Genomic DNA, 17,646 nt, shown 5'->3' with positions numbered 1-17,646 from the left:
CGACGCAGCCGAGGCGGTTCCAGGCGCGTCCGGGCCACGCGGCGAGTTTCGTAACGCGCGCGATTCATCGCTTGTCCGACCGATCCAGCAAGGCGCTGCAGGCGCCAGAGTGACGGCATGACGGAAACCCCCCACCACGAGTCTGCGAAGCAGGCCGACGCCACCCGCAGATCCATCCTCGCCACCCTGGGCGGCACAGCCCTCGGCGTGGCCGCTCTCGGCATCACGGCTTCGCGAGCCGCAGCCGCGGGCCCAAGCAACACCTCGCAGCCCGCAGCCGGGCTGGCCGCTGCCTGCGTCCTGACGCCCGAGCAGACCGGAGGCCCCTACTACCTGGACCTCGAGACGGTCCGCAAGAACATCACCGAGGGCAAGGCCGGCGTCCCACTCACCCTCCGCGTCACGGTCGTCGACACCGCAACCTGCTTCCCGCTGCCCAACACGGCAGTCGACGTCTGGCAGTGCGACGCACTCGGTGTCTACTCCGGCTACGTCGCCGGCGGCTCAACACCGGACACCACATTCCTGCGAGGCGTGCAGCTGACGGACTCCGCCGGCGTTGCGGAGTTCACTTCTGTCTACCCCGGCTGGTACGTCGGCCGCGCACTCCACATCCACATCAAGACCCACGCCGGCGGAACCGTGTCCAACGGGACCTACCACGGAGGCCACGTCTCCCACACGGGCCAGCTCTACTTCCCCGAGACGTACAACACCAAGATCGCCGCCTTGGCTCCCTACAGGAACAACACGGCCACCCGCACACTCAACGCAAGAGACGGCATATACCGCAACGGCGGGTCCTCCACCCTGCTGAGCATCACCCAGGCCGGCACCGACCTGAGCAAGGGAGTAACCGGCACCGTCATAGTCGCAGTCAATCCCGCCGCAACGCCCTGACACCCCCTGGTGGGCAACCAAGCCGACAACCTCGCAAGGTTTCGCCCAGGCGGCCCGCGGTCAGAAACCCGAGATGACCCGGCGCAGGACATGCGAGTTATGCGGAGTGGCGCTGGCCACCGGACCGCGCGACGGTCGGCCACCTCGATACTGCTCCAATGCCTGCCGACAACGGGCGTTCAGACAACGCTCGACGCACAGCCTCCCCGGCAAGGAAAGGTTGGCTTCACCGACTGCCTCCCCTCCGGATTCGGTTCGCGGGCTGCCGCAAGCGCTCGATTCCTTCGTGGGGCGAAGACGGGAACTCTCCCTCCTGCGCTCCCTGCTGCGGACCTCGCGGTTGCTCACGCTGACCGGCGCCGGCGGCGTCGGCAAGACGCGGCTGGCGCTAGAGTTCGCCAAAGGACTGCCAGAGCGCTACGCGCGGGTTGACCTGATCGAACTCGACTCACTGCACGACGACGCTCCGCTCGCACAGTCCGTGGCCACCGCGCTGGGTATGGGCGAACGAGCGGGGCGATCCGGCACCGACGCTCTGATCCGTGCAATCGGCAACTCCTCCCGGCTTGTGATTCTGGACAACTGCGAGCATCTGGCAGAGCCGTGCGCTCACCTGGTCGCGACCCTGCTGAGCCACTGCCATCAGTTGCAGATCCTGGCCACCAGCCGGGAGGCGTTACGGGTTCCAGGCGAGACTGTGTTCCGGGTCGGCGAGCTGTCCCTGCCGCCGACCAGCAGCGGCAACGACCCCGCCGCGCTCCTGCGCTCGGACGCCGTCCGCCTGTTCGTCGAACGCGCCGCCCACCGAGCGCCCGGCTTCACCCTCTCGCGTAGCAACGCTGCGACTGTCGCCGAGATATGCCGCCGGTTGGACGGCCTGACACTCGGCATCGAACTCGCAGCGCGCCGCGTCGGTACGCTCCCCCTGGAAGACATCCTCGCCGGACTGGACGACCGGCTGTTCCAACTGTCCCTTCTCACCGGCGGACACCGGACAGGTCCCCGTCGTCACAACGGACTGACCGCCGCGATCGACTGGAGCCATCGGCTCCTCGATCCGACAGAACAGGCAGTCTTCCGGCGCCTCGCGGTGCTCGTCGGGGGATTCGACATCGGAGCCGCCGAGGCCGTCTGCGTCGGCGGTGGCGTCGCCCCACGCCACATTCTCGGCATCTTGTGCGCGCTCGAGGCCAAGTCATTGATCGTACGGATGCCGGGCAACACCCATCCCGCGCGGTTCCGGCAGCTGAACGTCGTTCGCGCCTGCGCCATGGAGGGCCTGATCGCCTCGGGCGAGCTGGCCGCCGTACGGCGCCAGTCCCTCAATTGGCTGAACAACCTCGCCGAACGAAGTGACGGCGAAGCATTCGCCGACCAGGCCGGCGGCCCGCTCGCCAGCGAAAGGGACAACCTCGCAGCTGCCCTGGCCGGCACTGAGGGCGGCGATACTCCCTCCCGCGACCGGCTGACCCTGGCACTGGCCCGCGTGTATTACCAACACGAACAGCCCTCGGCCGCCCGCTCGCTGTTGCATCGACTCCTCCAGCCACCTGCCCGACCTGCCCTCGGCGGCGCAGTCGCGGCACTCGCCACCCGTGTCGCCTGCCAGCAGAGCGACCCCGCCGCAGCGCTACGCCTTGGTGAGCAGGCGGTAGCCCAGGAACGCACGCGCGACCACCCCGCCGGTCTCGCCAATGCCCTGGACGCGCGGGCGGCAGCACGGCTGTGCCGCGGTGAATTCGCCGCCGCCGTCACGGACCTGCGCGATTGCCTGCGTGTCGTCGCCACGCTCGGCCGACAGGAGGACACCGCATGGTGTACCCATCACCTGGCCTGGGCCCTCCTCCAGGCGGGCGAGGAGGACGAGGCCGACCAACTCATGGCTCGCTGTCTTCCGGTGCTCAGGGCGCAGGGGCACTGGAGCCGGGTTGCCGCGGCCCTACACACCGCTGGCGCGGTACGGCTGTCACTGGGACGTCTGGACAACGCCGAGGAGCTCTTCGGGGAAGTGCTCCGGATGGTCCCTGAAGCAAGCTTCCACGCGCTGTACCCGGTCGAGGGCCTGGCACTCGTGGCTGCCGAGACCGGTGACCTGCGGCGGGCCCTGCGCTTGTACGAGGCGAGTGCGCAGGCACGCCGCCAGCTGGACACGGAACCGGAGGACCCATGGCGCCGTCGGGTGGAGCTGACCGCAGCTCGTGCGCGGGCTGGGCTGTCGGCAGCCGCGGAGCACGCTGTTGTCAGCGGTGGCCGGCGCCTCCGGGGGGACCGGCTCGTCGCATACGCCCTGCGGAGTGGGAGCGGCTACTCTCGCTCGGTGTCTGACGCCACGGTGGTCGTGGTGGACCAGTTCCCTCTCACGGGACGGGAGTTCAGGGTCGCCGAGCTGGTCACCGAGGCGCTGACCAACCGCCAGATTGCGGCACATCTCGGCCTTTCGGAGCACACGGTCGCCACCCACCTGGACAAGATCCGCGACAAACTGGGCTTGCGCTCACGCACCCAGATCGCTGTGTGGGCGGCCGCACGGACACGGGACAATTTCTGACGACGCGAGGACTCTGCCGGAATACGCACCGCGTGCGCGTATCGGCGACGAATCCGCTGCCTAGCCTGTACGAGCCCGCCCCCGATGAAGCCCGGCCAGTGTTACGGCCGGTCGACTGGCCCGGCGCCTACTGCGGACCACGCCGAATGTTCCAAACGGACCGTCGCCGGTGACATGGTCGAAGTGATGCGCTCCATCGGCCATATCCGGTTCGCGCTCGCCGGCACGACCGCGGAGGCCGCATCGCGCTGCGTCTCGCGCTCGATCATCCCGACGCGGTTCGCGGGTGGCGCTGATGACTGCCTGCCCCTCACCGAGCACCTGTCCCGCATCACGATCGAGTTCGCCACGCAGTGGTGGCACCGGTTCTTCTTCGCCCAGCCGGACATCCCTGAGCGAGTCATGAAAGTCGATCCGGACAGCTGGTACCGCGGCGATCCGCAAGTCAAGAGCTGGCGCCATTGGGCACGGGACGTGCGAGGCCACGGCATCGACGACCGGCACCACGTGGCCGAAGAAGCTCCAGAAGTGCTCGCCTCCCCTCTTGCGAACTTCTTCGCCGGACAGCGTGAGTAAAGGCCTCAACCGTCAGGTGCACTCGCGGTGGGCCTAGAACTCGTAGTTGGGGCCGGGCCCCCCGGAGCGGGGAGCACGGACGACCCACCGTAGAAGTCTTTGCGGGCGTCACCGCCCGACTGGACCACCCCCGCAGGGAGCGGTGAGTTCAGACGTTTCGCCCGGGCACGCCCTGCTGCTAAAGGGAGCCGACGCGCGTTCGGGAATACGCGGAACGCTCCGCAACCCGTGCGGGTCACGCGGGACGGGGTTTCGGCACCGATGCCCCGTCCCGCGTGACCCGAGCCGATCGGCTCCTACTTCGTGCAGAATTCGGACTGTGAGAGATCACAGCGGTCGGCGTGCCGTCTCCTGCGTGCTGCCAGTTCAGATCGTTGGCGTGTCGTCGATGACCTCGTGGTGCGGTTCGACGATGAACTTCCAGCCGGCGCTGGCCTCCATGAACCGCACTCGGGTGGGGTAGATGTCCAACGCGCGGCGGTCGCGGTTTTGGCCGCTCGTACTCTTCCGCCCTCGGGCCGGCTCTTCGAAAAGGTCGACCTTGACGTCCGGCACCGCCACGACTTCCTCGTTCCAGCGCTGAACGATTCCAGCGCCGAACGCTTCTCTTGCGGCGGTGTAGAGAGCCTCCAGAGCTTCCTTGTTCCCGCTGGGTACGAAGAGCGCTAGGTTCAGAAGGACGCCAGCACTCTGGAGAACCTCGACTTCTTCCCCTGCATCGTCGGCAACCCAGATCCCAGGCTCTTCGGCGTTGTTCGGGAGGATAGTAATTTCCTTACCGAAGATCGTCATTGCAGTGAAGGATCCTCCTTCAAAATACTTTCCCGGCTTCGTAAGGTGAGCCGGAGCGTAGCAGTCGAGAGAAAGATGGTCGAGTTCAGCTGAGACGAAGATGTCCTCCTGGGGACCCAATTCTGAAACTTCCTCGGCTGTGAGACGTCGAGCCATAATCTTTTCGGTATTCACGCTATTTCTCCTTCTTCATGTGGCCACAGACAGTCCGAAGATGCGCTGCTTGTGTGCCTGGCTGCGGCCCCGCCAGTAGGTAGGACTGGCTTGGGGTCGAGGCGAGTGGTGCCGCCGGCCGTGTTGCCATACTGCGAAGCAAAGCGAATCGACGATGGTGTGCATGGTGTGCGGGACGAGGCGGCGGCCGGTCTTGCCGCCACCAGGAGCTCGGGTAGCCGGGAGGGAAGGTCGATCATCACGCTCTGTTCTTCCATGCCAGGCCAACTGGCGCCCTACAGCCGTCCCCTTCGGGAGTAGACGCCGTCGCAGCGAGTTGAGCCGTCGCATGGCTCGATCGCCGAGACCGGATACAGGCGCCGACTCGTGGCGGCCGTCCGATCACGGTATGCGGGCCCTACTCGTCTCAGCAGTCCCGGTATGTCGCCATCGGCGTACACCAGCAGTCCCGTCTTGGCTTCCCAAAGCCCCTCCCAGAGCCGATGCCCCTGCTGGCTGAGGCAACATACCTGCCCACACTGACAAGAGGGGCTCTGGCCTCGTGCCCGGCTGACCGTCCCCGGACCCTCACGTGCCTTCTACGGCGTGCGCGGCGACCCCAAGGCGCTTTGAGCGTCTACGTCGACACCGACAGGTCGAACTCGGCGTCAACTACCGCGCGACGGACGACGACGCGGGCTCCCCCTGCCGTGCTGCCGTCCTCGTAGGAGGTGGCAACCCTTCCCCAAGGTCCGGGTTACCCATGCGTTTCGCACGGTCAGTTGCTGACGTGTGTGACTGTTGGCGCCCCCTCGCCGGATGACACCGTTCTTCCTGCCAGGCCGACACGGGGCCGGTACCGCCGACCGAGGGAGTGGACGTGATCCAGGGCTACGCCGCCTTCTGTGACGCGGACCCGCACTTCTACGACGCTCCGCACCGGCTGAGCACCGGTCCGACCGGCGGAGCCGACCGCAGGGGAGAGCAGTACGCCGTGGCCCTCGCACCGGTCCCTGAGGGCTGGCAGCGTCACCGCGTCGGCGACTGGCTGGCCATGCAGCCGGCAGACTGCCAACTCCCCGAGCAAGGCTGGAAGATACATGTGTCCGCGTGCCTCGGCAACGCCGAGTCCGTACTCGCGAGGGTCTCCACCTACTGCCAAGAGCATCGTGTCGCCCACAAGTTCGTGCCCAGCCGCTATCTGCTGCACCATCGCAACGCCAAGTACGCGGATCGGGCTGCGAGCGGCAAATTCATTACTGTGTACCCGTGCGACGACGGGCGGTGCCACCGCGTCGCCGAAGACCTCGCCGCTCTCCTCGACGGCGAGCCTGGGCCCTACATTCTCAGCGACCTGCGCTGGGGCACCGGACCGGTCCACCTCCGCTATGGCAGCTTCACCCGCCGCCATTGTTACGACGAGGAGGGGGAACTACGGCCCGCGGTTCGGCGCCCCGACGGACGCTTCGTCCCCGATCTGCGCGGGCCCGCCTTCCGGGTACCCGACTGGATCGAGCCGCCGGCCTTCCTCGCGCCGCACATCGAGGCCCGGGCCGCGGTCACCGTCGGTGAACTTCCCTACGCCATCGAGAGCGCCCTGCACTTCTCCAACGGAGGCGGGGTCTACGTCGGCCGCGACCGTGCCACCGGTGAGAAGGTCGTCCTGAAAGAGGCCCGGTCGCACGCAGGACTGGCTGCCGACGGCGCAGACGCAGTTGCCCGACTGCGCCGCGAACAAGAAGCGCTGGAGCGGCTGTCCGGGCTCGGCTGCACCCCGGAGGTACGGGGGACGTTCTCCGTCGGAGACCACCAGTTCCTGGCGATGGAGTTCGTGGAGGGCAAACCGCTCAACACCTTCTTCGCGAGCCGTCACCCCCTCATCGAGTCCGACCCCGGCCCCGAGGCGCTCGCCGAATACACCGCCTGGGCCCTGCGTATCCACCGGCTGGTCGAGGACGCGGTGCACGCGGTGCACGCTCGCGGAGTCGTCTTCAACGACCTTCATCTCTTCAACATCATGGTCTCCGAGGACGAACAGTCCGTGACACTCATCGACTTCGAGGCCGCAGCCCATATCGACGAGGGCCGACGCCAGACCGTCGCGAACCCCGGCTTCGTCGCCCCCGCCGACCGGCGCGGACACGACGTGGACCGTTACGCCCTAGCCTGCCTGCGGCTCGCCCTGTTCCTGCCGCTGACCAGTCTGCTTCCCCTCGACAGGTCCAAAGCCCGACACCTGGCGGACATCACCGCCGAGCAATTCCCCGTGGACAGAGGCTTCCTGGACGAGGCCGTCGAGGAGATCACCCGCGGCACCGACCGACCCGCTGCCGGACCATACCTGCCCGTCGACCCGGGCGACTGGCCACGCAGCCGCGACTCGATGGTCCGCGCCGTGCTGGCCTCCGCCACCCCCGAGCGCGACGACCGATTCTTCCCCGGCGACATCGCCCAGTTCGCCACCACCGGCGGCGGAGCGACCTTCGGGTACGGCACCGCCGGTGTCCTGTACGCCCTCGCCGAGACCGGCTCGGGCCCCCACACCGAGGCGGAGGAGTGGCTTTTGCGCCACACCAAGGCACCGGAGTCCGGCACACCGATCGGCTTCTACGACGGACTGACCGGCATCGCCTGGACACTGGACCGCCTCGGCCACCCCGAACGAGCCCTGGAACTCGCCGAGTCGGCGCAAGCTCGGCCCTGGGAGGGCATCGCCCCCGATCTCCACGGGGGCCTCGCCGGCGTCGGACTCGCCCTGGACTCCCTCGCGACCACGACCGGAACACCGGCCCTGAACGACGCGGCTTGGCGCTGCGCCGAACTGGTCGCCGAGGCCGTCCCGGGCATCACCCGCGCCGGGCTCCTGTACGGGGCGTCCGGACCAGCCCTGCTCTTCGTCCGACTCTACGAACGTACCGGTGATACCACGCTGCTCGACCGGGCAGGCGACGCACTCCGGCAAGACCTCGCCCGGTGTGTCAGCAGCGCCTCCGGAACGCTCCAGGTCGACGAAGGCTGGCGGACCATGCCGTACCTGGGCGCCGGCAGCGTCGGCATCGGCATGGTGCTCGACGACTACCTCGCCCACCGGGCGGACGACGACCTCGAAGGAGCGCGCCGCGCGATCGCGCAGGCCGCACAAGCCACCTTCTACGCCCAACCTGGGCTGTTCCGTGGCGCCGCCGGCATGGTGCTGCACCTCAGCCGGACCACCGCGCCCGGCCCCGGCACCGCGCCGGGGGACGTCCGCCGACAGATCGACGCCCTGACCCGCCATGCCGTCCCCTACGAAGGCCACCTGGCTTTTCCCGGCGAGCAGATGATGCGGCTGTCCATGGACCTCGCCACCGGCACCGCCGGTTGCCTCCTCGCCCTTGGCAGCGCCGCCTCCGGCGGAGCCGTGCATCTACCCTTCCTCCCGCCGCCCCGGCGGAACCCACAAGCCGGTCCCGTACAGGGATCGTGAAGTGCACCACACGCAGGACGTACGAACCGCTCAGAGTCCCCGATCGAAAGGAAAGACGATGACGCTTCTTGACCTGCAGTCGATGGAGACCCCGAAGGAAGAGGCCACCGGCGACGTCGCCACCGGCAGCCGCGCGAGCCTGTTGCTCTGCGGCGACAGCAGCCTGTCCGTCACGACCTGCAACTGACACACCGGCCGGTCCGCGCGGCGTCACCGCTGCGCGGACCGGCGCCGGTCACCGGCCCGACCACGCTCACGCCCGACGTCTGAGCCCGACGAGGACAGCTCATCGACCCGAGTCCCGACGCCGGCCCCCACACCACCCATCGCAGCCGTTCCCGGGGAGGAGACCTCCGCGATGACCTCCGCCCGGGAACTCCCGGCCACCCCGTCCATCACTGGGAACGACACCGAGGAAGATTCGGAAGTCCGTGCCGCCCGTGACGGCCTATGGCGCCAGGCACTCCGGCACAGCGGCACACACAGCCTCGTGATCCTCCTCTGCTCCGTCACCTCCGCGCTCGTCTCGCTGGCTGAACCCGCGGTCCTCGGGCACGCTCTGGACCTGCTCCTCTCCCAGTCGCCGGGCGCCACCCGATGGACCCTCGCGTGCGCCGCGCTCGTCGTTGCCGAGATCCTGCTCGACTCCGCGGACGCCCTGCTCGTCGGAACCGTCAACGCCCGCTCCACCGCCTGGCTGCGCACCCGGACACTCGACCGGCTCCTGCGCGCCGACCCCAACCGCGCCACCGCCGCCTTCGCGCCCGGCGATCTGGCCACCCGGCTCACCGCCAACGCCACCGAGGCGGGCACCGTTCCGGCCGCTTCGGCAGGAGCGTCGGCGGCTCTGCTCCCGCCGCTCGGTGCCTTTGTCGCGCTGGCCGTCATCGACATGTGGACCGCCGCGGCCTTTCTCCTGGGGGTCCCTCTGCTGGTGCTGCTCCTTCGAACGTTCGCCCGCTCCTCGTCCGTGGCGGTCGGCCGCTATCAGCAGGTCCAGGCGGAGATCGCCGATCGTCTCGCCGAGGTGCTGGGCGGAGCCCAGACCGTCGCCGCCGCGGGCACCGCACCCAGGGAACGACGCCGCGTGCTCGCGGACCTGCCACGCCTGGGCACCGAAGGCCGTGCCATGTGGCGGGTCTACGGGCGCGCCGTCGCGCACAGCGGAGTGCTGATGCCGCTGCTCGTCTGTCTCGTTCTCGGTGTGGGAGGCCTGCGGCTCGCCGCCGGCCACCTGAGCGTGGGTGACCTGGTCGCCGCCTCCCGATACGCGGCGCTGGCAGCGGGCGCCGGGGCAGTGGCCGGGATGGTCGGTTCCCTCGTGAAGGGAAGGGCGGCCGCTCGACGCACGGTCGAACCGGCACTCCTGCCCCCGGTAGCCCATGGTCCGTCGGCCCTGCCGGCAGGCGGACGGGGGACATTGGAACTGCGCGGTGTCGGTGTCGTGCGCGACGGCGCCCACGTCCTTGACGACGTCACCGTCACCGTGCCCGGCGGAACCACGTTGGCCGTCGTGGGCCGCTCCGGTTCGGGCAAGTCCGCCCTCGCCGCAGTGGCGGGCCGGCTGACCGACCCCGACGAGGGCGGCGTGCGTCTGGACGGCGTCCCCCTTGACCGGCTCACCGAAGAGGACCTGCGCATGGAGGTGGTTCACGCATTCGCACAGCCCGCCCTCTTCGGAACCACGGTCGCCGACGCCATCGCATTCGGCGCCGTCGCACCGTCCCCCGCAGCCGTACGGGCCGCCGCCCGTGCAGCTGGAGCGGACACCTTCGTGACGCGTCTTCCGCAGGGATACGACACCCCGCTCACGTACGCACCGTTGTCCGGAGGTGAGCGCCAGCGCCTGGGGCTGGCCCGGGCGTTCGCGCACGCCGGACGACTGCTCGTGCTGGACGACGCGATGTCCGGCCTGGACACCGTCACCCAGCGGGAGGTGGAGCGCGCGCTCGCCCATGACGTCCGTGCCGGCACCCGGCTGCTGGTCGCCCATCGATTGTCGACCGCGGCCGGCGCCGATCTGGTCCTCTGGCTGGAGAAGGGCCGCATTCGGAGGGTGGGCAGGCACGATGTGCTGTGGCGGATGCCGGACTACCGCGCCGTCTTCACCGCCACGGACGCCGGACCGGACCATCCAAGCAACTCTCGAACAGCCCCGGAGATCGGTTCGCGGCCCGGTGCCACCTCCGGACACCAGGCAGCGGGGGAGAGGGCCTGATGAACGACGCCCGCCCCGCGGCAGCCACCTACGGATCCTCGCCCTGGCACAAGGCCGGACCTTCGACACGGCCAGCCCCGGGTGACACGAGATCGATCGGGAACGATGAACGTGGCTCCCCGAGAGGGGTGTTGCCGGACGGTCGACGGTTCCTGCGCCGACACCGACCTGTCCTGATCGCATTGTCCGGCTGGTCCCTCCTGGAGAGCGGCCAGACATTCCTCGGTGGCTACGGCGTCGCCCGCTCGCTTGATGACGGCTTCCTCGCCAGCCGTACCAGCACCGGTCTGCTCTGGCTCTGCGTCACGGCCGGCGCCACGTTGCTCGGCGGCTTTGCCGTCCGCCAGGTCTTCAGATGTCTGGCCGACCTGGTCGAACCGTTCCGCGACGGCCTGATGCGCCGGGCGGTGGACCAAGCCCTTCGCGCCGCGCTCGCTGAGCCGGCACGAGCCGACCCCACCGCGGCCGTGTCCCGACTCACGCACCAGACCGAGATCGCCCGCGACAGCTTCGCCGGCCTGGTCCTGACCGCCCGCTCGTTCGTCTTCACCACCGCAGGCGCACTGCTCGGCATGGCCTCGCTCGACCCGGCGCTGTTGATCGTCGTCCTGCCGCCGCTGCTGGCCGGACTCATCCTCTTCCTGTCCACCTTTCCTCCCATGGCGGTGGCACAGCGTGCCTATCTGGACGCCGACGAGGCACTGTCCGCGCTGTCCGGGCAGGTGGCCGCGGGCCTGCGCGACGTGGCGGCCTGCGGGGCCAGAACCCGGATCGCTGCCGAGGTCGGCAGACTGATCGCCGTCCAGGCACGACTGTCCCGGAGGCTGGCACGCTGGACGGCCGTACGATCGTTCGCGCTCGGCGTCGCCGGCCGGCTTCCCCTGGTGGCACTTCTCGCCGCGACCCCCCTTCTCCTCAAGGGCGGGCTGACCGCGGGCGCCCTGCTGGGAGCGCTGACCTACCTGGTCCAGGCACTCCTGCCCGCGCTGCACGCCCTGATGACCGCCGTCGGAACGGCCGGCACCCGCCTCCTGGTCGTGCTGGAGCGGTTCACCGATCAACCCGACTACCCTGCCCCGGCAACCCCGACTGCCCAGCCTCCGGTCGAACCTCCTGCGCATACGTCCGGACGGATATCTGCCGACGACCCCCGACCTGCCCGGCCCGCGAGGTCAGGCCGCTCCGGACGGATACCTGCGGCCGAGCTTCGAGGCGTGACCTTCGCGTACGGCACCGGAGCCCGCTCCGTGCTGCGGGAGCTGGACCTGACCCTTGAGGTCGGCGAGCACCTCGTGGTCGTAGGGCCGAGCGGTATCGGCAAGTCCACGCTCACCTCTCTGCTCGCCGGGACGCTCACGCCCGATGCCGGTTCGGTGCGGGTGGCGGGAGCGCCGGCAGGACCCGACGGACCGGCGCATCCGCAGCTGCGCCGAGCACTCCTACCCCAGCGGGCGTACGTCTTCAGCGGGACGGTCAGTGAGAACCTCGCGTACTTTCGGCCCGACGCCTCCCGTGCCGACCTCGAACGCGCCACGCGCCTCCTTGGTTTGGAAGACCTGGTGAGGAGGCTCGGCGGCCTGCACGGAAGGGTCGACCCGCGTCTCCTCTCACTGGGGGAGTGCCAGCAACTGGCCGTCGGGCGCGCCTATGTGTCCCCCGCCCCCCTGCTATTGCTGGACGAGGCCACCTGTCACCTCGACCCGGAGACCGAGGAGCGGACCGAACGTGTCCTCGCCGAGCGCCCCGGCACTCTCGTGCTCGTCGCCCACCGGATCAGCTCCGCCCTGCGGGCCGACCGAGTCCTGGTCCTGGACGGCGATCGAGCCCTGTGTGCACCGCACGACGCCCTTCTGTCCGAGTCGGAGCTCTACCGCGACCTGGTCGGCACTTGGTACCACGACTCCGAATCCGCTGCGCAGGAGCGTGAATCGACCCCCGCATCGGAGCGCCGCGCGCACGGAGGAGTCGGAGGGCCGGGGTGTGAGGGCACCCCTGCCCAGGCTTCGTGATGAGGACCCTGCGGCGTCGAACGGTGCGGTCACAGCGGTCGGCCCGGTCTGCGACCGCCACGTCAGACCCAGCCGGCGCCCTGCGTGATGCGGATGGCGTCGATGCGGTTGCGGGCGCCGACCTTGCGGGTCGCCGCGGCCATGTAGTTCCGCACCGTTCCGCTGGCCAGATGGAGTCGACGGGCGATCTCCGCCACCGTCTCACCTTCGGCGGCCCGTGCCAGCACACTCAGTTCCCGGGTGGTCAGCGGCATTTGAGAAGCCTCGAGGAACCCACAGGCCAGTGACGCGTCCACGAACCGCTGACCCGCGGCCACTTCCGTGATGCCCTTGATCAACCGGTGTGCGGAGCTGTGTTTGTCCACGAATCCCAGTGCCTGAGCATCAAACGCTCTGCGCAGCGCTCCGGGTCGTCCAGCCGACGCCAGGACGACGAGCCCGGCGCGCGGCACCGGCACCCGCTGGGCCGTGTTGCCGGCGCCGCCCTCTAATAAGGAGGTCGCGCCGGGACAGTCGAGGTCGACCAGGCACACGTCGGGGTGCAGCGCGCTTGCGTCCTCACGGGCGGACGTCCAGCCCGCCGCATCCACGTCGAACGTAGGTTCGGTCTGAAGGAGGGCCGCCAGCGCGGAGCGCATCAGGCTGACGCTGTGCAGTACGAGCACCGTGGTCATGGTTGTCACCTCTCGATCCTCCACCCGGCATGCATACACCGGACATCCGTCTTGTCGTCCCTCCGGCTTCCCGAGAGGCCGGGACGGAACCCCGAACGGTTTTCGGCAGTGGCTCACTTCATGCCGTGTCAGCGCGCCATGATCCTTCTGGATATCAGCCGGACAGTCGCCCTTCGATCGCGTCCGGAGGCATACGCCCTCATGACAGGGCGCTGCTGTCCGCGGCAGCGATCGTCTGTCGGCCCTGGGCGGACCGTGACGGTCGTGTTGTTCGCTAGGACAGGGGGCCAAGAAAGGCGTGATCCATGCAGGTTCGGCGTCCACGCTGACCGACGGTCGGTGAGGGCTCGGGCACTCGGTCGAGGTTCGCGTGCTCTGCCGGGCCGAGTCGGTCGGACGACACATCGATCCGCAAGGGTTCCAAGGTCGACCCTAAAGTCTGCGGGCGTCCTCATCGATCACGCGGCCCGGTTACACGTGGACGAGCTGAGCGAAAGCGCACGGAGCCTGCAGTCTCGGGTCGAGTCACACCTTGACGCGATCACGGCAGCTCTTCCCCCGCGCTGGTGCCCATGAGCGAGCACTGACCATTGCGGCTGGGGAGACAGCAGCTCTTGCCGGGTGGGTCGCCTGGGGTCTGGGGCAGCACGAGAAGGCCGACGCCTATCACGGGGTGACCTCAGAGTGCGCGAAGGAGGCCGGACATCCCCCTCTGCGTGCCCTGGCGCTGGGCTACGCCAGTTACGGTGCCGCCACTCCGACCAGGGCGATGAAGATGCTGTCGCAGGCGGCCCAGGATGTGCGTGGGCGAGGCAACGCAACCGCTGCAGCGTGGGGTTTGGGGCGGTGTGCGGAGGAGGCGGATCAATCAGGGGACCATGCCAGCGCGCTCCGATCCTTGGACCAGGCACGATTCGCTTACGACTTTGCCGACCACACGAGCGAGCAGGCGTGGGTCCGTTTCGTGACGCCGTTCCGCATGGACTCGTTGGCTCTCTCGGTGTACGGCGAACTCCAACGTCAGAAGCTGGCGGCTACAGCCGACTCCGCGGTTGAGCGTCTCGGTATGGAACTGCATGACGCCGGAGTGGTTGTCCTAGGGCGTGTGTCGGAAGTGCTCTAAGTTGGCTGACGTGATTGCGCGGGGGCGGAGTTATCGATATGTCGGGCCGGTCGAGCTCAAAGCTGCGGTCCGTCCTGGTGACGGCGGGCGTCGGATCGACTCGGCGGCTGACTTCGGTGGCTGGATCGTGGGGCAATCGATGGCGGAGCTGGCCGAACCGTTCACCTTCGTGGTCGGTATGGACGGTGTGCTTCGGCTGGCGCCGCGGCGAAGCGAGCACGTGGCCTGTGCCGGCGGAGACATGGTTCTGAGTGCCGGCGAGATCAGCTTCGGGCGCGAGGCAGAGCGGTGGACCGTGATCGAGGTCAGCAACCAGTCCACCGGGTACTGCCCAGACGTCACCTCTTGGGCGGAGGTCGCCCGCGCTCTGGACGCTGCAGGGCTCCGGCGGCCATCCGGCTTCACCCACGAGGTGGTGTTCCGGCGGTGCCCCGACTGCCAGGAGCACAACATCGTCCGCGAGGACGACTTCGTCTGCGTCTTCTGCGGCAGCGATCTGCCCGCGGCATGGAATGTGGATCCCACCGCGTGACGGCCAAGGGTCACAGCCACTCGCTGATGGCAGCGACGAGAACGGTCGCCTCGTAGCGGACGGCGAGCTTGTAGTAGCGCGTGGCGACAGCACGGTGTCTCTTGAGGCGATTGATCCTGCACTCGACCGCGTGGCGCTCGCGGTAGTCGACCGGGTCGAAGCGCGGTGGTCGGCCGCCGCGGGAACCGAGCTTCTGACGGTTGCGTGCCTGGTCGGCCTTGTCGGGGATGGTGCAGCGGATTCCGCGACGGCGCAGGTAGGCGCGGTTCTTGAGGGAGGCGTACGCCTTGTCAGCTCGCACCCGATCGGGACGAACGCGTGGCAGGCCCGGCCCGATGCGGGGCACGCGAACCTTCTCCAGCACCGGTTCGAACTGCGGGGAGTCTCCACGCTGTCCTGCCGTGACCACGATCGACATGGGCTTCTGGCCCTGCTCGACGGCCAGGTGCAGCTTGGTGGTGAACCCGCCGCGCGAGCGGCCCAACCCGTGATCACGAGGCTCGGTGAACACGCCACCCGGCGGTTCCTTCTGCAGATCACCCTGTTTGCGAGCCCCGGCCGCATGCTGGTGGGCGCGGCAGACCGTGGAGTCGACGTTCAGGTCCCACGTGATCGCACCCCTCGCATCAGCCAGGGACTGGAGCCGGGTCAGGATGCGGTGCCACGTGCCGTCCCGCTGCCACCGGTGGAACAGGTCGTAGACCCGGCCCCACGGCCCGTATTCGACGGGCACGTCCCGCCACGGAACACCAGTCCGGACCCGGAACCGTATGCCGTCGATCAGCTGGCGCCAGGCCAGACAGGCGGTCGCCCCGCCTTCGTCCCCTTCGGCAACAACGGCTCCAGCACCATCCACTGCTCGTCCGTGAGATCTCCCCGCCCCATGAACCGTGATCATTCACAGCCCAAGATCCACTTTCGATACACGGCCTAGGGGACCTGGCGTCGCACTTCTGCGCGGTGGCGACGTAGACCGGGGGGCCTACGTTGCGCACCAATTCGCGGCAGTAGCGGAGTCGCTCTGTCGGTGTGGTGGTGCCGTGCTGGTTGCGGTGGTGTCGTTCGATGTGCGCGCGGGTTCCGTTGCGGACGGGTTCTGGCTCACGTTTTGTGGTGTGTGGGCGCTGGGTTCGTCAGGGCGTCCGGTGCGGCGGGGTTGGTGGCGGGGTTTTCGTCGCGGTTCTTCAGGAGCCTGGCCAGAACGGCTTTGAGGAGGAGGTCTTCTCCGGAGGGAAGCAGAATCTCAAGCTGTCGCCCGGCTACGTTGCACACCAGCATCGAGAGCTCAGCGACGACTTCGACTGTGTCACGTGTGTCTGGTGTCCCGAGCTGATGTTTCGCGATGGTGCGGTCAGAGGTGGAAAGGAAGACACCCTCGGCCTTGACTGTCAGGTGAGCTCGGTGACGACCTCCGCCGGAGTTCCGGAAGCGTGCGGCACAGCGGATTCGGACGGCGTCCCCACGGTTCAGTGCGGCGACCGTCTGGGAGACGCGCATCTTGCGCCATCGCGTCAGCATCGGGCGGAGGAGCCACTCGGCCACGATGGCGAGGGTCACGGCGACGGAAATCTTGTCCCACACAAACTTCTCCCGCGGCCTCGCTCATTGATGATCAAGATGGTGCTCAGCCCGCCGTTGACCTCAGGAGCTGGCGCGCCACGGAATGATCCCATGGCTCTGTTCACTCTGGCTTCGACTGCATCCGGAAGGCGCCTGTACGAGGTGACGAGCCGCTGCTCTTGGGCCGACTCTCGCGGACTTTGGCCTGGATTCTGCTTGGCCATGTTGTGGTTGGTGGTTGGTGGTTGGTGGTTAGTTGTTGGTTGGTGGGTGGTGGTGGGTGAGGGTTGTGGTGGTGGTGAAGGTGGTTTTGTTGTTTTGGGTGCCGGTGATTTCGATGGTGGTTGTGGTGTTGTCGGGTGTGATGCGGGTGATGTGGATGTGGGTGGGTTGGTGGAGTTCGGTGTAGCGGTGGAAGGTGGTGGTGGTGCTGGTGGTGCCGTTGTTGGGGTTGTTGGGGTTGTTGGGGTTGTGGGTGGCGTTGTAGGTGGCTTGGCGGGCGGCTTCGAGGAGGACCATGCCGGGGATGTGGTCGTTGGTGTGGTCGAAGAGGGTGGGGTGGTTGAGGTTGGGGGTCAGGAGCCAGGTGTGGGGGTGGTCGGTGGGGGTGAGGACGACGTCGTGGGGGGTGAGGCGGCCCACGGTGGCGGGGGGCATGGGCTGACGGTGGGGGATTGTTGATGCGGTGCCCGTGATGCCGCCCGAGCCGGTTGTGCCGTCCGTGCTCGTGATGCCGTCCGTCCCGCCCGTGCCTGACGCTCCGCCCGTACCGCCCGGGTCTGCCGTGCTGGTGCCTGGCGTTCCGCCCGTGTCTGCTGTGCTGATGCCGACTACCGCGCCTGTGCCTGGTGTGCTGCGTTTGCCTGATATTCCGCCCGTGCTGCTCGTGCCTGCGGTGCTGCCCGTACTTGCTGTGCCGCCCGTGCCGGTTGTGCCGACTGCCGCAATGGTGCCGGTTGTGCCGGCTGCCGTGCCGCCTGTGTCTGACACGCCGCCCGTGCCGCCGGTGCCGCTCGTACCCGCCGCGCTGCCGGTTCCTGACACTCCGCCTGTGCCCACCGTTCCGCCCGTGCTTGCTGTTCCGCCTGTGCCGGC

13 protein-coding genes are annotated in these 17,646 nt (G+C 68.5%); 8 read left to right on the top strand and 5 right to left on the bottom strand.

What is annotated here, in order from left to right; translation table 11 throughout:
• The first annotated feature begins 117 nt into the window (after window positions 1-117).
• The 3 genes from ACIQ7M_RS27105 (at window position 118) to ACIQ7M_RS27095 (ending at window position 4,024) form a co-directional block, all read left to right on the top strand.
• Complete coding sequence (locus ACIQ7M_RS27105; protein WP_403649002.1) at window positions 118-900, top strand: intradiol ring-cleavage dioxygenase; 783 nt, start codon at window positions 118-120, stop codon at window positions 898-900.
• Between the two features lie 340 nt (window positions 901-1,240).
• The gene (locus ACIQ7M_RS27100) at window positions 1,241-3,448 is read left to right on the top strand and encodes an ATP-binding protein (protein ID WP_403648999.1); all 2,208 of its coding nucleotides are present in this window, start codon (window positions 1,241-1,243) and stop codon (window positions 3,446-3,448) included.
• 174 nt (window positions 3,449-3,622) lie between these two features.
• Window positions 3,623-4,024 (top strand): alpha/beta hydrolase, encoded by a 402-nt coding sequence (locus tag ACIQ7M_RS27095; RefSeq protein ID WP_403648996.1) that lies wholly within the window; start codon window positions 3,623-3,625, stop codon window positions 4,022-4,024.
• A 366-nt stretch (window positions 4,025-4,390) separates the two neighbouring features.
• Here the strand turns inward: ACIQ7M_RS27095 and ACIQ7M_RS27090 are convergent, their stop codons facing one another.
• Entirely contained in the window at window positions 4,391-4,990 is a 600-nt protein-coding gene (locus ACIQ7M_RS27090) for a hypothetical protein (protein WP_403648993.1), read from the bottom strand.
• 859 nt (window positions 4,991-5,849) lie between these two features.
• Here ACIQ7M_RS27090 and lanKC point away from each other — a divergent pair.
• The 4 genes from lanKC to ACIQ7M_RS27070 all read left to right on the top strand — a co-directional run bounded on the left by lanKC (window position 5,850) and on the right by ACIQ7M_RS27070 (window position 12,662).
• Complete coding sequence (gene lanKC / locus ACIQ7M_RS27085) at window positions 5,850-8,435, top strand: class III lanthionine synthetase LanKC (RefSeq protein WP_403648989.1); 2,586 nt, start codon at window positions 5,850-5,852, stop codon at window positions 8,433-8,435.
• A gap of 58 nt (window positions 8,436-8,493) precedes the next feature.
• A complete protein-coding gene (locus ACIQ7M_RS27080; protein WP_058940762.1) occupies window positions 8,494-8,622 on the top strand; it encodes a SapB/AmfS family lanthipeptide in 129 nt (42 codons plus the stop codon).
• A 171-nt stretch (window positions 8,623-8,793) separates the two neighbouring features.
• Window positions 8,794-10,653: an ATP-binding cassette domain-containing protein gene (locus ACIQ7M_RS27075; protein ID WP_403648986.1), complete on the top strand. Its 1,860-nt coding sequence runs from the start codon at window positions 8,794-8,796 to the stop codon at window positions 10,651-10,653.
• Window positions 10,654-10,835: 182 nt separating this feature from the next.
• A complete protein-coding gene (locus ACIQ7M_RS27070) occupies window positions 10,836-12,662 on the top strand; it encodes an ATP-binding cassette domain-containing protein (RefSeq protein ID WP_403648983.1) in 1,827 nt (608 codons plus the stop codon).
• A 62-nt stretch (window positions 12,663-12,724) separates the two neighbouring features.
• Here the strand turns inward: ACIQ7M_RS27070 and ACIQ7M_RS27065 are convergent, their stop codons facing one another.
• Complete coding sequence (locus ACIQ7M_RS27065) at window positions 12,725-13,336, bottom strand: LuxR C-terminal-related transcriptional regulator (RefSeq protein ID WP_403648980.1); 612 nt, start codon at window positions 13,334-13,336, stop codon at window positions 12,725-12,727.
• Between the two features lie 1,133 nt (window positions 13,337-14,469).
• Here ACIQ7M_RS27065 and ACIQ7M_RS27060 point away from each other — a divergent pair.
• The gene (locus ACIQ7M_RS27060; RefSeq protein WP_403649735.1) at window positions 14,470-14,991 is read left to right on the top strand and encodes a hypothetical protein; all 522 of its coding nucleotides are present in this window, start codon (window positions 14,470-14,472) and stop codon (window positions 14,989-14,991) included.
• A 10-nt stretch (window positions 14,992-15,001) separates the two neighbouring features.
• Here ACIQ7M_RS27060 and ACIQ7M_RS27055 read toward each other — a convergent pair.
• From ACIQ7M_RS27055 to ACIQ7M_RS27045, 3 genes are all read right to left on the bottom strand, one after another.
• Window positions 15,002-15,876 (bottom strand): IS5 family transposase gene (locus ACIQ7M_RS27055; protein WP_403648977.1). Its coding sequence is split into 2 segments (ribosomal slippage): window positions 15,002-15,793 and window positions 15,796-15,876, totalling 873 coding nucleotides; the frame shifts between segments, so codons are not numbered across the junction.
• A 216-nt stretch (window positions 15,877-16,092) separates the two neighbouring features.
• A complete protein-coding gene (locus tag ACIQ7M_RS27050) occupies window positions 16,093-16,572 on the bottom strand; it encodes a hypothetical protein (protein ID WP_403648974.1) in 480 nt (159 codons plus the stop codon).
• Between the two features lie 231 nt (window positions 16,573-16,803).
• Window positions 16,804-17,208: an AfsA-related hotdog domain-containing protein gene (locus ACIQ7M_RS27045; RefSeq protein WP_403648971.1), complete on the bottom strand. Its 405-nt coding sequence runs from the start codon at window positions 17,206-17,208 to the stop codon at window positions 16,804-16,806.
• Window positions 17,209-17,646 lie beyond the last annotated feature (438 nt).

Origin of the sequence: Streptomyces sp. NPDC096324, assembly GCF_044763015.1 — a bacterium.
In the GTDB taxonomy this organism is placed as follows: domain Bacteria; phylum Actinomycetota; class Actinomycetes; order Streptomycetales; family Streptomycetaceae; genus Streptomyces.
This window is presented reverse-complemented; position numbering and strand designations above follow the sequence as displayed.

Excerpts from the sequence above, each read along its gene's own strand:
- ACIQ7M_RS27105 (WP_403649002.1), top strand. The coding sequence starts at position 118 with ATGACGGAAACCCCCCACCACGAGTCTGCGAAGCAGGCCGACGCCACC.
- ACIQ7M_RS27095 (WP_403648996.1), top strand. The coding sequence starts at position 3,623 with ATGGTCGAAGTGATGCGCTCCATCGGCCATATCCGGTTCGCGCTCGCC.
- ACIQ7M_RS27080 (WP_058940762.1), top strand. The coding sequence starts at position 8,494 with ATGACGCTTCTTGACCTGCAGTCGATGGAGACCCCGAAGGAAGAGGCC.
- ACIQ7M_RS27075 (WP_403648986.1), top strand. The coding sequence starts at position 8,794 with ATGACCTCCGCCCGGGAACTCCCGGCCACCCCGTCCATCACTGGGAAC.
- ACIQ7M_RS27065 (WP_403648980.1), bottom strand. The coding sequence starts at position 13,336 with ATGACCACGGTGCTCGTACTGCACAGCGTCAGCCTGATGCGCTCCGCG.
- ACIQ7M_RS27045 (WP_403648971.1), bottom strand. The coding sequence starts at position 17,208 with ATGCCCCCCGCCACCGTGGGCCGCCTCACCCCCCACGACGTCGTCCTC.